Origin of the sequence: Streptomyces beijiangensis (assembly GCF_017315755.1) — a bacterium.
GTDB classification, from domain to species: Bacteria; Actinomycetota; Actinomycetes; order Streptomycetales; family Streptomycetaceae; genus Streptomyces; species Streptomyces beijiangensis.
Genome location: NZ_JAFLRJ010000248.1, coordinates 1 through 13,862, shown reverse-complemented (window position 1 = coordinate 13,862; position 13,862 = coordinate 1). Strand labels below are relative to the sequence as shown.

Genomic DNA, 13,862 nt, shown 5'->3' with positions numbered 1-13,862 from the left:
CGGAGGTAGTTGCTCCGTTTCTGTTGTCCGGAATCGCCCGCTCCGGGCCGTGTCCCGTCGACGGGACACGGCCCGGAGCGGCCGTCATGAGGCGGGGACCGGCGTGGAACGCACGGGTGATCTTCGTCCGGTCAGCTTCGGTAGTCGGTCGGCTGGGCGGGAGTCCTGCGGGGGTCCCGCTCGATGATCGGCTCCAGGATGCGGTCGATGCGCTCGACGGCCTCGTCGTCCAGTTCGATCCCGGAGGCCGTGGCGCTCTGCGCGATCTGCTCGGGCCTGGTCGCGCCGACGATCGCGGTCGCGACGTTCGGGTTGCGCAGCACCCAGGCGATGGCCAGCTGGGGCATGGACAGGCCGAGGTCCGCGGCGACTTCGCCGAGCTCGGCGACGCGCTTGAGCACATCGTCGGTCAGCGCCGCCGAGGAGAACTGGGAGGCGGCCGCCCCTGCGGCGCGCGATCCGGCGGGGAGCGCCTGGCCGGGCAGGTACTTGCCGGTCAGCAGGCCCTGGGCCAGCGGTGACCAGACCATCTGGCCGATCCCCTCGCGTGCGCACAGGGGGACGACCTCCTCCTCGATGACCCGCCACACGAGGTTGTACTGGGGCTGGTTGGAGATGATCCGGTCGAACCCCATCCGGTCGGCCAGTTCCAGAGCCTCGGAGATCTGGGCCGCGGTCCATTCCGACACCCCTACATAGAGAACCTTCCCCTGCCGGACGAGGTCGTCGAAGGCACGCAGGGTCTCGGCGAGCGGGGTCTGCTCGTCGAAGCGGTGCGCCTGGTAGAGGTCGATGTAGTCGGTCTTGAGCCGGCGGAGCGAGCCGTGGGCCGCCTCCATGATGTGCTTGCGCGACAGGCCCCGGTCGTTGGGGCCAGGACCGACCGGGGAGAAGACCTTCGTCGAGATCACGACGGATTCCCGGCGCACGTTCTCCAGAGCGCGGCCGAGAACGGCTTCCGCCCGGGTTCCGCCATAGACATCGGCGGTATCGAAGGTGGTGATTCCCTGATCGAGCGCTTCTCGTGCGATCTTTTCGGCGGATCCCTCTGTATAGCTGATCCAGCTTCCATAGGAGATCTCACTGATTTTCAGGCCGCTACGTCCTAGTATTCGATGCTTCATGGGCCGGGAGTGTACGCCCAACTCTCTGCCTGACAGTCGACATTGATGAGAACTGGTTGTACGTTCCCGCTTGGCTTTCGAGAGGATGACCATGCAAGAAAACCAGACCCGGGAACGGGTGGTGGATTCGGCCCCTTACGGGTTCGATGACCTCGCAGGACTGATGTCGAGAATGACCGGGGACGAGAAGCACTCCGAAGCCGCGACATCGACGATGGACGCGCTCTGGGTTCTCTACGACCGGGTTCTGAACGTCGATTCCTCCTTGCGCGAGGACCGCGACCGGTTCTATCTTTCGAAGGGCCACGGTCCGCAGGCTTTCTACGCGGTGCTCTGCGCCAAAGGCTTCTTCGCACCTGAACTGTTCGATATGTTCGGTGCGTTCAGATCACCGCTCGGCTATCACCCCGACCGTGCGCTCGTTCCCGGTGTGGAGATTTCCAGCGGATCGCTGGGACACGGACTGCCGCTCGCGGTGGGGACGGCGCTGGGCCTGCGGGCACGCGGTCTCGACGGCTCCCGGCTCTGGGTCATGCTCGGCGACGGCGAGTTCGACGAGGGTTCCAATCACGAAGCGGTCGCCTACGCCGCGCGGGCCGGTCTGGACCGGCTGAACGCGGTGGTGATCGACAACCACTCGGCGACGCAGGGCTGGCCCGGCGGTCTGGAGTCGCGGTTCGCGGCCGAGGGCTGGGCGACCCGGCGGGTCGACGGCCGTGATCACGACGCACTGGAGAGGGCGTTCACCGCCCCGCATCCCGGCCGGCCCGCTCTGGTCGTCGCCGATGTGGGCGCGCCGGGCGACCGCTGACGTCCGTACATCAGAGCTATCAGAGCTATGTGGAGGAGTGTCCTTGGCCGGCATCATGCGCGAGCGCTTCGTCGGTGTCACGACAGAACTGCTCGACGTTCACGAGAACCTCGCACTGGTCACCGCCGACCTCACCGCGGGGCTGTTCCGGTCGGCCAGGGAGAGCCACCCCGACCGGGTCGTCAACCTGGGAATCAGGGAACAGCTGCTGGTGAGCGTGGCGGGCGGCCTCTCCCTCGCAGGAATGCGGCCGATCGCCCACAGCTTCGCCCCCTTCCTCGTCGAGCGGCCCTTCGAGCAGATCAAGATCGATCTGAACCATCAGGACGTGGGCGCGATCCTGGTCAGCGCCGGCGCCTCCTACGACATGGCGAGCAGCGGCCGGTCCCATCAGTCACCCGGCGATGTCGCGCTGCTGGCGACACTGCCCGACTGGACCATCCATGTGCCGGGCCACCCGGACGAGGCCGAGGCGCAACTGCGCGAGGCCGCGACGGGCGACGGACTCGTCTACGTACGGCTGTCCAACCAGTCGAACTCCGAGCCGTACGGTCTGGACTCCGGGCAGGGCTTCCGGGTCCTGCGCCGGGGAACACAGGCCACGGTCATCGCGGTGGGACCCGTGGCCGACGCCGTGCTCCAGGCCACGGAGCAGCTCGACGTGACCGTCCTCTACGCCGCCACCATCCGCCCCTTCGACGCGGGCGGACTGCGCGCGGTGGTGCGTGATCAGGCGGCGCCCTCCGTCGTCCTGGTCGAGCCGTATCTCTCGGGGACATCAACGGCCGAAGTCGCCGACGCGCTGGTGGACAGGCCCCACAGAATTCTTTCTCTCGGAGTGGGGAAAGAAGAGCTGAGGAACTACGGATCGCCGCGCCAGCATGCGATCGCGCATGGCTTGGGTCCGGCTGGATTGCGTCTGAGGATCTCTTCATTCCTTTCCTCCTGACGCTTTTCCTCTTGACGCGTGATCCGCCTCATCGTTTAATAGTTCCAGCCCGTTGAGAAACGGAAAGTCAATTACCCGCAAGGAAAAGGAGTATTCGATGTCTCTTAACGACAAGCTTGCTGCCAGCGCCGACGAGGCCCTCCTCGCCGAGGCCGAGACCGAGGTCACGGAGCTTTCGGACCACGCGCGTCCGATGGTTATCGGTGTCATCAACGAGGCTTAGAGTCTGACATTCGGAGACGGCCTCAGGGCCGTCTCCGAATAGCTTTTATCTGACCGATAAGGATTCTCGTGGAAACTCTGCATCCACTGACCCGCCTCATTGATGAATTCGATCTCCTGGGCACCTTCTGGAACAAGAAGCACGGCTTGTTTAAGAACGCCTCTCCTGTCGCGGGGATGCTGGATGAGAGTGCCATTCAGGAAGTACTCGACGTCGGCCTGCTCCGCTGGCCGTACTTCATGCTCCTGAAGGAGGGGATCCAGCCCGCACTCACCGACTTCACCCGGACCAGGAATGTCGGCGGGCGGAGCGTGAGCGGCTTCGCCGACGCGGGCAAGGTCCGGGCCCAGCTGGCCGGCGGTGCCACGATGAAGCTGAGCCAGCTCGAGGACTGGCATCTGCCGACGCGCCGGCTCATGGACGAGATCGAGAGCAGGCTCCCCGCCGAGCTCAAGGCGTACGTCTTCTACACCCCGTGCGACAACACCGGCATGCTTCCGCACCGGGACCCTTCCCATGTGCTCGCCCTGCAGATCGCCGGCGCCAAGGAATGGCGCATCTACGACGCTCCGGACAAGGTCGACTCCCGTGGCGGGCTCCTGCCCGGCCTGGACGCGGACAGCCACTCGCACTCCTTCGTCATGGAGCCCGGCGACGTCCTCTACCTGCCGCACGGCATTCCCCATGTCGCGACGGCCCGGACGGGCACCTCGCTGCATCTGACCCTGACCCTCACGGAGCCGGCTCCCCTGGAGCTCGCCGAGTCCCTGATGGAAGGTTTCGGCGAAGAGGCGGACCGTCTCGACTCCACCGCGCCCGGCATCTCCCCCGAGGAGAAGGCCGCGATGGTGACCGGCGCGCTGCTCGACCACCTGGACCGGCTGGATCCGGGCGTGCTCGTGGACCGGGCCGTGATGCGCATGCGGAACAGGAGAGCCTGAACCGATGACGACCAGTATTTCCCCGCGGTCGGAAGAGACCACGCGGACACCTGCGCACCTCGCCGACCTCGTCGGTGACGCCGGGTCGTTCCTGGGCGAAGTCTGGGGCACCCGTACGGCCAGGTTCAGCTGCGGGCGCGCGAAGGCGCTGCTCACCGTGGCGGACGTCTGGCGCGAGCTGGACTGCGGTTCGCTGATCGCCCCCTACTTCGGCATCCTCCAGGAGGGCACCGCCACCACGGTCGCGGGCATCGCCGAGACGCGGATCGTCCAGACGAAGCCGAGGCCGGGGTACGCGAAGCCCTCTGCCGTACGCGAGAAGATCGCCGCCGGCCACGTCTTCGTGCTGAGTCAACTGGAGGACTGGAACGGCCGGGTGGGCGCACTGGTCGATTCGCTCCGTGCCGAGTGCCGTGCCCAGGCCGGCGCCGCCGCGTACTTCTGTGCCGCCGGATCCGGCGGCGTGCCCGCCCACGCCGACAGCGCTCATACCCTCACCGTGCAGCTGGCAGGCCGGATGCGCTGGACCGTCGGAGAGGGCGTGCACGCGTCCGAGACCGTGGTCGAAGCCGGCGAGGTCTTCTACGTACCCGCCGCGCGGGTACGGCAGGCAGTCCCGTGCGGCACCGATGCGCTCCTTCTGGTGATCTCCCTTCAGCAGCCCACTGCCCGGGACCTCGCCGAGCTGGCTCTGGCGGATTTCCTCCATTCCTCCGCCGCGCAGGACATCGCGGGAACGCACCATTTCCTCTCTCTGGAAGAGAAGACCGCCTGGCTGAGGACCGAGCTGCGAGCACATCTGGCCGGCCACCCGCACGGAGCGCTGGCGAAAAGGGCCGTGCAGCTCCGGCAGCGCGAAGGCAGGGCGCAGGGCCGTGAGTGAGCCCACCGCCGAAGGCGCCGCCGGGGCCGCTCTGTTCGACCTCCTCAGAGCACAGCAGCGGATCAGGACGGCGCACCGGTTCGGCAGCGGATTGCTCGTCGAATCCGACATCGAGCGGGAGAACCGTCCCGACCTCGTCCCGTTCGTGCTGGGCTACTCCTGCGACGATGACGGACCGGCCCTTCGGCACGCGCACGCGGGCGCCTCGTCGGTGACCGTTCTCGGCGACGACGAGTACCTCTTTCTCTCGGACCGGCGCCCGCAGGGGCAGGACTCCGTCGGCGGCCGGTCGCTGTGGCGCCACCGCGACGAGCGGGAACCGCAGGCGCTGCTCAGCACCGCTCGCGACGTGGTCTGCTACGCGGCCGCCGGGCGAACGGCCGTCGCCGCCGTCTGGGTCCACGCCGGGGCCGACTCCTTCGCCTCGGACCGGGCCCTCCGCGAGAAGTCGGCCCGGGAAGGTCTGACCGCGGTGACGGTCGACGGCGACCTCTGGCCGCGATCGAGCCAGCAGTACGGCACCGAGGTCCTCAAGCTGGTCGGGCTGTCCCTGGAGGATGATCCGGCCGGTCCCGAACTGCTGGAGCTGCCCCTCGGCCGGCGTACCCGGCTCTCCGGGCAGGTCTCCCTCACCCCCGGCGGCCGCCGCTGCGCCGCCGGTCTCGTCCGCTTCCTTCCCGGCGGACACCGCCGCTACGGGCTGCTCCTCTTCTCTCCGGACGAACCATCACATGCCGTACAGGTATGGGCAGATGACGATCTGAGCGACCCGGTCCCCTCCCCCGACGGCGCCTGGTTCGCCTGCACCGCGGAACGGATCGCGGCCCCCGGGACGGCGCCCCGTCAGGAAGCCGCCCTGGTGTCGAGCGACGGACTCGACGTGCGCAAGGTCGCCCCGGACCACCGCGACTGGCTGCAGCCCCGCTGCTGGCAGGACCCGGAGACCGTCCTCTGTACGGGCGAGGAGGACGGACAGCGCCACCTCTGGCAGATCGCCATCGACACGGGCGGCATCACGCGGATCGAGACCGGCGGCTCGGCGCTCTCCGTCACGGGCCGCGCGGGCGAGGCCCTGGTCGTACGCTCCTCCATCAAGTCGCCCCCTTCGGTGGTCGCCCTCGCGCTCTCCTCGCCGGACCTCACCCGGCGGGAGATCTTCGCCCCGGCCGCCGCGGCCACCCCCCGGGGAAGGATGGAACGCCTCACCTACGAGGCGCCCGACGGATCCCGGTGGAGCAGCTGGCTCTGTCTGCCCGAGGAGAACGCCGGCGGGGAACTGCCGGTCCTCGTCTGGTGCCACGGCGGACCGATGCTGAGCTGGACCGACTGGTCCTGGCGGTGGAACCCCTGGCCGTTCGTCGCCGACGGATACGCGGTGCTCATGCCCGACCCGCCGCTGTCGGTCGGATACGGCCAGGACGCCATCGAGCGGGGATGGGGGAAATGGACCTCCGAGGTGGCCGCCGTGGCCGCCGCACAGATCACGGACGCGCTCCTCGATCCGCGTCTGGACGCCGGGCGCGTGGCGGTGATGGGGGCGAGCTTCGGCGGTTTCCTGTCGCTGGCGCTGGGGACCCTCCTGCACGAACCGCGCCTGATCGTCAGTCACTGCGGCTGGGCCGACTTCCCCGCGGTGGCACGGGCCTGCGATCTGCACTGGCACTGGCTGCGCGAGTACGGAGCGGTGGACCGCTCGCCGTCGTACCGCTCGGAGAGCCTCTCGCTGGACGCCATCCCGCCGCGTACGAGAGTGCTCCTGTCCCACGGGTGCGAGGACGGCCATGTGCCGGTCGGCGAATCACGCGCCATGTACCGGGCGCTGGACACCCGGGGCGTGGATGTCGAACTCATGCTCGTCCCGGACGAGAGACACAGCATCCTCAGACCCGCGAACGCCGGCGCCTGGCACCGGTGGGTCTCCCAGGCATGTCGCGAGACGCTCGGCAGCCGACCAGCCAGAAAGGAGTTCAGCGCGATATGACGGTCATTCAGACGAGTGCTCCCGCGAGCCTCGACCGGACCCATTGGTTCCCGCCGGCGGGAGACGCACCCGCCACGGCCTGCGGTACGTCCCTGCGGACGCGCACGCTGGAGGCGACGGAGGCGCTGGCCCGGGCCAGCTTCACCCGGTGCGGCATCACCCGGGTCGCCGACGTCACCGAACTCGATGTCCTCGGCATCCCGGTCTTCAACAGCTTCCGTCCCGCCGCGGCACCCGGACTCAATACGGTGACCAGCGGAAAGGGTACGACCGCGGCCGCGGCCCGCGTATCGGCCATGATGGAGGCGATCGAGCGGACCTGGTGCGAGCAGCGGGCGGGCGAGCCCCCGCTCCGGGCCTCGTACGCCGAACTGTGCGGCGCGGGCGTCCTGGCGCTCGACCCCCGGCGGCTGATCCTCAAGCGGGGCCACACCTGGGACGAGAACGCCTCCATCGGCTGGTGGCCCGTGCGGGAACTCGCCTCGGACACCGAGATCCTCATCCCCGCCCTCGCGGTCTTCGTCCCTTTCCCGAACGAATGCGGGATGTTCCGGTCGAACACCATCGGTCTCGCCGTGGGGAACAGCCCCCAGGAAGCCCTGCTGCACGGACTGCTCGAGACCATCGAGCACGACTGCACGGCCTTCGGCGAAACCCTCAAGAGCGGCTGGAACATCCGGCTCTCCTCGCTGCCGGAAGCCGCCGCGGAACTGGTCGGGCGCTTCGAGAGGATGGGGGTCAACGTCCAGGTCTTCGCGTACGTCAACGACATCGGCGTACCGACGTTCTTCGCGACGACCGACGACACCCAGGCCGGGGACGGCATGCTCTTCAACGGCGGCGCGGGCTGCCACCTCGATCCCACCGTCGCGGTGACCCGCGCGCTGACGGAGGCCGCCCAGTCGAGACTCGCGGTGATCGCGGGCGCACGGGAGGACTTCGCGGGGCAGGCCTATCGCAGGCACTCGTCCTACGAGGCCCTCCAGGAGATGTACCAGATCTGGAGCAGCGGGCGGCCCACCGCGGATTTCGACGTCATCGAGAGCGTGAGCACCGGCACGACCGACGGTGACCTCGACGCGGTCCTGGCCGGGCTGGAACGCGCCGGTCTCCCGCTGGTCCTGGCCACCGAACTGGCCCCCGACGACCTTCCCTTCTCGGTCACCAAGGTGATCGTTCCCGGCCTCGAGGTCTACCACAACGACACCGCCAGACTGGGAACACGCCTGCACCGCGCCATGGTGCGGGCCGGACTTGCGCAGCCGCTGTCATGACCGGGAACCCCACACTCACCGTGTTCACGGGCCCTTCGCTGCGCCCCGCCGACCTCACCCGGCTGCAGGCTCTCGCCGCCGAACGGAAACGGACGCTCGATCTGCGCCCCCCGGTCCGCCGGCACGACCTGCTGGCTCTCATCGGCGCGGACTCCCCCCGGAAGATCGTCATGCTGGACGGGGAGTTCGGGCAGAGCCTCGCGGTGAGCGTGACCGAGGTGCGCGCCCTTCTGTACGCGGGGCAGCCGCTTTCCGGCGCGTCCTCGATGGGCGCCCTGCGGGCCGTGGAATGCCGGACCATCGGGATGACCGGCAGCGGCTGGGTCTACACCCAGTACCTGAACGGCTCGATCGATTCCGACGGCGATGTGGCCCTCCTGTACGACCCGGAGGACTACACGCCCGTCACCGTCCCCCTGGTGAACGTCCGCTGGCTGCTGGCCGAGAGAGTGCGGGAGGGGGCACTCTCCCTCGCGGAGGCGAGCAGTGCGCTGGACGTCGCGCAGGACCTGAACTTCCGGGACAGACGGCACTCCGTTCTGCTGAAGCAGTGGAAACGCGCGCTTCCCGGGAGCGCGGTGGCGGCCGTGGAAGCAGATTTCGGTGCTGAGCGCCTCGACGGCTGGGACCGCAAGAGACTCGACGCGCTCGAAGCCGTCCAGGCGGCGCTGTCGTCCTGAGGCAGCCCATCCCCTCTCCACCTCTACGGATTCCGGCAGGAAGAACCCATGGCTCACTCCGTGACCGAAGACCAGGCAGCCGCCTACCACCGTGACGGTTTCGTCCGCATCCCGGAGATCATCGACAAGGAAGACGCCGCCCGGTACGCCAAAGCGGCACTGGCCGCCCGGGACCGTGTCAGCGACCTTCCCGCCGATCCGGCCTTCACGCACGTGATGCAGCTCTGGAAGCACGACGAGACGCTGCGCGAACTCACCCTCAGTCCCGTCGTGGCCGCCGCGGCCACCGCCCTGGCCGGTGTCCCGCTGCGGCTCTACCACGACCATCTTCTGATCAAGGAACCGCACAACGGCGCCGCCACCGAGTTCCACCAGGACCAGCCCTACTGGCCGCACCTCGGTTCCCGGCACTCCCTCTCCGCCTGGATCGCCCTCGTCGACGTACCCGTCAGCCGTGGCTGCATGAGCTTCATACCGGGCACCCACCGCCTCGACGACCTGCACCCCCAGGACCTGCGCGACGCCGACAATCTGATGCGGGTCTTTCCGCACCTGCGCTGGGAACCCCGCGTCACCGTCCCCCTCCGGGCCGGCGACTGCACCTTCCACCACTCGCTCACCGCCCACACCGCTTCGCCGAACCTCACCGACGACCCGCGCATCGCCCATGTGGTCGTCTACATGGACGCCGACACCCGCTACGACCCGCGGCCCCGCCCCGCCGCCGGGCCGCTCCCCGAGCCGGACGGCACCACCGCGGGCACCGTCTTCCCGGACGACGACTTCCCGAGGCTCCCGTGAGTAGGGGCGAAGCGGCGAGGAGCGCGTGATGTCGGTCCTGTTGTCGTTCGTACGCAACAACTACGCGTCGCTGCACGGCCCGGCCAGGACGCTCGCCGTCCTGCACTTCGTCGACAGTCTCGGCGGCGGCATGTTCATCTCCGGTTCGACGGTCTACTTCGTCGTGGTCGCCGGACTTCCCCCCGCGCAGGTCGGGCTCGGTCTTTCCCTCGCGGGCCTCACCGGGTTCGTGTCCAGCGTCCTCATGGGCATGGCCGCCGATCGCGTCGGCCCCCGGCGTCTTCTCTTCGTCACCCTGCTGGCGATCGCGGGGGCCTACTGCCTTTATCCCGCGGTCGGTTCACTGCCGGCGTTCTTCCCGGTGGTGGGCCTGATCGGGGCGCTCGAATGGGGCAGCGGCCCGCTGTTCCACACCTTGATCATGGAGCTGGTGCCGGAGGACGACCGGGTCAGTGCACGCGCGGCCCTGCGTTCACTGTTCAACGTCGGCTTCTCGGTCGGTGCGCTGGCGGCTGCCGCGCTCATCGGGGCCGGCGGCTCCGCCATGCGGGCGCTGCCTCTGGGCAACGCCCTCTCCTTCCTGTTGGCAGCGGGACTCGTACTGCGGCTTCCCGCCGGGCACGTGGCCCCGCCCAAGGCGGAACGTGTGTCCCGGTTCCGGGCGCTGAGGGACACGTCCTTCCTGAGCGTGATCGGCGCATCGAGTCTGCTGGCGCTCCACAGCGCGGTCCTCCTCGTCGGGATTCCGCTCTGGCTCGCCACCAGCGGCAAGCTTCCCCGCAGCCTCATTCCTGTCGTCTTCGTGCTGAACACCGTCCTGGTCGTGCTGCTCCAGGTGAAGTGCGCCAAGGGGTCGGAGACCCTGGAGGGGGCCGTCGGCGCGGCCCGCAGGGCGGGTCTGATCAGTGCGGCGGGGTGCCTCGCCCTCGTGGTCGGGAGCATCACCACGGCTTGGGTCGCGGGCGTCTTCGCCCTGACGGCGGTCCTGCTCTTCACGTTCGCCGAACTGTGGCAGTCCTCCAGCGTGTTCGGCCTCGGCTTCGGACTCGCCCCCGAGTCGGCGAAGGGCGAGTATCTGGGTGCGTTCCATCTGCACGTGGTGGTGCAGGCCACCGTCGGGCCGGCCCTGGTCTCGTTCCTCGTGATCCACCACGGCTCCTTCGGCTGGCTCGCCATGTGCCTGGTCTTCCTCGCCGGTACGGCGGCGGTCCGTCCCGCGGTGCGGTGGACCGCCGGCAGGAACCGGCTGACGGCCGCGCCCGTACCGATGGTGCGTCACGGCTGACTGCCGCGTCACGGCACCGCACCGCACGACACCCGGCGTGGTACCGCTGGTACCGTGGGTGCCATGTCGGATCCCAAGGCCATGAATCTGCGTTTCCCCGACCCCGGACAGCGGGCCGCCATCGCGGCTGCCGCCAAGCAGGAGGGGGTCAGCCTCCAGGCGTACATCCTCTCCGCCGCGTACGACCGTGCGACCGCCGTCGAGCAGCGGTTCCTCGACGGGTTCAAGGTCTCGATGGACCGCAGCGGCGCGGCCTTCGCGGCCGAGCCGGTGCATCCCTCCGCCGACCAGCGGGCGGCCGAGCAGCAGGCGCTTCGTGAGCTCATGGAGCAGGGGCACGCCGCGTGACCCAGCCGGAACCGCTGCACCCGCTCGACATCACGTTTCTGCTGCACGCCGCCGAATTGCTCGACGGGGACCCGCAAGTCGACGACCTCGGGACGCTTTACGCCACAGTCGCCCGGGTCAACGCCCGGGCCATGGGGCGTGATGTGTACGGCTCCGTACACCTGAAGGCGGCCGCGCTGCTGCAGACCCTGGCGAAGCTGCCCTGCCTGGAGCACTCCGGCGAGGCCTTCGCCTGGCACTCCACCGAGGCGTATCTCGCCCTCAACGACCACCGGCTGGACTACCCGTCCAAGGCGGCCGTTGCACTGGTGCGCGACGCCGCCTCCGGGTCGCTCGGCGTCGCCCGGATCGCCCGCCGGCTGCGCGACTGGGGCGCGTCCTGACCCTGCGGGGCCCGAGGAACCGGCCACTGTTTCCCGTGAAGGAAGCGCTGCGTTGCGTCCGGAGCACGAAAGCTATAGTGCCGACATCGCAGACCTCGAAGGAGACCGTGATGCCGGGAGGCAGGCTCACCCAGCAGGACCGTCAGCAGATCGCGCTGGGACTGGCCGACAATCTCCCTTACGCGGAAATGGCCCGGCGTCTGGACCGCCCGACCTCCACGATCACGCGGGAGGTGACGCGCAACGGCGGCCCCGTCGCCTACCGTGCCGACATCGCCCATCGCGCCACCGAGCACCGCGCCCACCGGCGCAGGCAGTCCGCGCCCCGGGGAGGGGAATCCTCCCCGCCGCTCCACGGACGCGACGTCGAAGCGGTGCGTGACTACGAGCAGGTGTTCACCACCGTCATCATGGCCTCGGGCGCGCCCGCCATGATGTCGCGGGTGCTGGCCTGCCTCACCCTCACCGACTCCGGCAGCCTCACCGCCGCCGAACTCGTCCAGCGCCTCCAGATCAGTCCGGCGTCCGTCTCCAAAGCGATCGCGTACCTGGAGAACCAGGGCCTGGTACGGCGCGAGCGCGACGAACGCCGCCGCGAGCGCTATGTCGTCGACGACGACATCTGGTACCAGTCCATGATGGCCAGCGCCCGCTCCACCGCCCGGCTCGTCGAGACCTCACGCCAGGGCGTCGGCATTCTGGGTCCCGGCACGCCCGCCGGCGTCCGCCTCGAAAACATCGCCCGTTTCCTCGACTTCGTCTCGGAGAACATCGCCCGCGCCGCGGAACAGGCCCGGGAAATACTCCACACGAAGCCCGGGGCCGCGCCGGGCAACACGCCCTGAACTACGCGCCGTCGAGGGCGGCGACCTCGCGTACGGCCTCGGCGACGGCCGCGAACTCCTTCTTCAGGATCGCACCGTGGTTGCTGGCGACCTTCGCGCTGAGCCGGATGTTCGCGTTGCGCGCGAACACCTGGTCGAGCCCCGCGCGAATGCGCTCCTGCTCATCCCCCTTGCTCCCGAAGGACGTTCCCGAAGCGAGCACGTACCGCACCGGGACGGTGATGCCGTCCAGCACAGGTCCCAGTGCGCGCTCGCGGGAGAGCCTGCCCAGCTCGATGTTGCACTCCGCCTGCTGCGCGGGGGACATCCGCGGGGTCAGGCCCGTCGGGCGCAGCAGCGGCATGAACCAGCCCAGCCGCCGGAACAGCTTGCGGATGCGCTGCTCCATGGCCTCGTCGAGCCAGTCGTACGGCTGCGCGCCGTCGACCAGGACCGTGCCCAGGGTGCGGTCCGGATTCCGGCCGGCCCAGTGCGCCGCGACGAACGCTCCGTAGGACCAGCCCACCAGCAGGGCCCGGTCCACCTTTCTGGCGGCGAGGACGGCGTCGACATCCCGGACGGCCGCCTCGAAGGAGTAGTCCGCCGAGCGGTCCGACTTGCCGCGGGCCCGCTCGTCGTAGGTGATGTGGCGCCATCCTGGCCCCAGTTCGGCGATGACCCGCCGCCAGTACCCCTGCGTGGCGAACTGGCCGTTGAGGTAGATCAGGGGGAGGCCGGGGCCTCCGGTGTCGGTGACGGCCAGAGCCGTGTCGTCGACGGGCACCTTGCCGGTCCACTGCTCAGGGGCCGGGGAGGTGCTGTTCTTCTTCGTCATGTGTTCCACCTGGCCTTGTCTGGGTGTCGGTCAGGCGGCGTCGAGGGCTTGGGTGATCTTGTCGACGATGGTGGTGAGGGTGGGGCCGGGGGTGTTCTTGCGGGCCTGGAGGCCGGTTTCGAGGGCGGCCAGGACGGTGCTGCGGAAGTTGGCGGCCTCGTCGGGTGCCTGCTTCTTGAGCAGCTGTACGGCGTCGGTGAGGGCGGGCAGCACCTGGTCGGCGAGTTCGGCGGTGGACTTGCCGGTGAGGTGTCCGGCCGAGGCCTTCTCCGCCAGGACGTGGCCCACGAGGCCGGTCGCGGCGTTCAGCGCGATGCTGCCCTGGGCGGCCACCTTGCCCGGCGAACCGCCGGCATCGGCCGTGGCCAGCAGCGTGACCGCACCGTAGGCGGCGGTCCGCAGGGTCAGCTTGTCCTGGTCGCTGAGGATGACAGACATGGTGGGGGGCTCCTTTACGCCGGACGCCGTAACCGGCGCCGCTCCGTTTCCGTGGCCCCATCATGGCACACAACTGGCGCCA

Annotated in this window: 16 protein-coding genes; 13 read left to right on the top strand and 3 right to left on the bottom strand. The window is 69.2% G+C overall.

The features are described 5' to 3' along the window. Nucleotides 1-131: 131 nt before the first annotated feature. Complete coding sequence (locus tag J0695_RS24685; protein ID WP_206965242.1) at nt 132-1,124, bottom strand: aldo/keto reductase family protein; 993 nt, start codon at nt 1,122-1,124, stop codon at nt 132-134. A gap of 91 nt (nt 1,125-1,215) precedes the next feature. Here J0695_RS24685 and J0695_RS24680 point away from each other — a divergent pair, with 91 nt between their 5' ends. The 13 genes from J0695_RS24680 to J0695_RS46285 all read left to right on the top strand — a co-directional run bounded on the left by J0695_RS24680 (nt 1,216) and on the right by J0695_RS46285 (nt 12,528). Further along, nucleotides 1,216-1,935: a thiamine pyrophosphate-binding protein gene (locus J0695_RS24680; RefSeq protein WP_206965234.1), complete on the top strand. Its 720-nt coding sequence runs from the start codon at nt 1,216-1,218 to the stop codon at nt 1,933-1,935. 55 nt (nt 1,936-1,990) lie between these two features. Continuing rightward, a complete protein-coding gene (locus tag J0695_RS24675; RefSeq protein WP_206965244.1) occupies nt 1,991-2,884 on the top strand; it encodes a transketolase family protein in 894 nt (297 codons plus the stop codon). A 97-nt stretch (nt 2,885-2,981) separates the two neighbouring features. After that, nucleotides 2,982-3,107, top strand: a complete 126-nt coding sequence (locus tag J0695_RS45235) for a hypothetical protein (RefSeq protein WP_277990019.1) — start codon at nt 2,982-2,984, stop codon at nt 3,105-3,107. 68 nt (nt 3,108-3,175) lie between these two features. Continuing rightward, nucleotides 3,176-4,048, top strand: coding sequence for a JmjC domain-containing protein (locus J0695_RS24670; protein ID WP_206965232.1), 873 nt, complete (start codon nt 3,176-3,178; stop codon nt 4,046-4,048). Nucleotides 4,049-4,052: 4 nt separating this feature from the next. Next, nucleotides 4,053-4,931 carry a JmjC domain-containing protein gene (locus J0695_RS24665; protein ID WP_206965223.1) on the top strand — a complete coding sequence of 293 codons (879 nt, stop codon included), beginning with the start codon at nt 4,053-4,055 and terminating at the stop codon, nt 4,929-4,931. Next, nucleotides 4,924-6,912: a S9 family peptidase gene (locus tag J0695_RS45470; RefSeq protein ID WP_206965221.1), complete on the top strand. Its 1,989-nt coding sequence runs from the start codon at nt 4,924-4,926 to the stop codon at nt 6,910-6,912. The genes J0695_RS24665 and J0695_RS45470 overlap by 8 nt, the downstream gene beginning before the upstream one ends. After that, nucleotides 6,909-8,186, top strand: a complete 1,278-nt coding sequence (locus tag J0695_RS24655) for a YcaO-like family protein (RefSeq protein ID WP_206965219.1) — start codon at nt 6,909-6,911, stop codon at nt 8,184-8,186. The genes J0695_RS45470 and J0695_RS24655 overlap by 4 nt, the downstream gene beginning before the upstream one ends. Continuing rightward, on the top strand, nt 8,183-8,866 hold the full coding sequence (locus J0695_RS24650) for a TfuA-like protein (protein ID WP_206965209.1): 684 nt from the start codon (nt 8,183-8,185) through the stop codon (nt 8,864-8,866). The genes J0695_RS24655 and J0695_RS24650 overlap by 4 nt, the downstream gene beginning before the upstream one ends. A gap of 48 nt (nt 8,867-8,914) precedes the next feature. Further along, on the top strand, nt 8,915-9,667 hold the full coding sequence (locus J0695_RS24645) for a phytanoyl-CoA dioxygenase family protein (protein WP_206965208.1): 753 nt from the start codon (nt 8,915-8,917) through the stop codon (nt 9,665-9,667). 28 nt (nt 9,668-9,695) lie between these two features. Then, nucleotides 9,696-10,952, top strand: coding sequence for an MFS transporter (locus tag J0695_RS24640; protein ID WP_206965206.1), 1,257 nt, complete (start codon nt 9,696-9,698; stop codon nt 10,950-10,952). A 63-nt stretch (nt 10,953-11,015) separates the two neighbouring features. Further along, a complete protein-coding gene (locus J0695_RS24635) occupies nt 11,016-11,300 on the top strand; it encodes a hypothetical protein (protein WP_206965204.1) in 285 nt (94 codons plus the stop codon). Further along, on the top strand, nt 11,297-11,683 hold the full coding sequence (locus J0695_RS24630) for a fic family toxin-antitoxin system, toxin component (RefSeq protein WP_206965201.1): 387 nt from the start codon (nt 11,297-11,299) through the stop codon (nt 11,681-11,683). Before J0695_RS24635 ends, J0695_RS24630 begins: the two co-directional genes overlap by 4 nt. Before the next feature lie 110 nt (nt 11,684-11,793). Continuing rightward, a complete protein-coding gene (locus J0695_RS46285; RefSeq protein ID WP_206965196.1) occupies nt 11,794-12,528 on the top strand; it encodes a helix-turn-helix domain-containing protein in 735 nt (244 codons plus the stop codon). 1 nt (nt 12,529) lies between these two features. Here J0695_RS46285 and J0695_RS24620 read toward each other — a convergent pair whose 3' ends face one another. Together J0695_RS24620 and J0695_RS24615 are read right to left on the bottom strand one after the other, a co-directional pair. Next, nucleotides 12,530-13,342 carry an alpha/beta fold hydrolase gene (locus J0695_RS24620; protein ID WP_206965194.1) on the bottom strand — a complete coding sequence of 271 codons (813 nt, stop codon included), beginning with the start codon at nt 13,340-13,342 and terminating at the stop codon, nt 12,530-12,532. Between the two features lie 30 nt (nt 13,343-13,372). Beyond that, complete coding sequence (locus J0695_RS24615; RefSeq protein WP_206965191.1) at nt 13,373-13,780, bottom strand: hypothetical protein; 408 nt, start codon at nt 13,778-13,780, stop codon at nt 13,373-13,375. Nucleotides 13,781-13,862 lie beyond the last annotated feature (82 nt).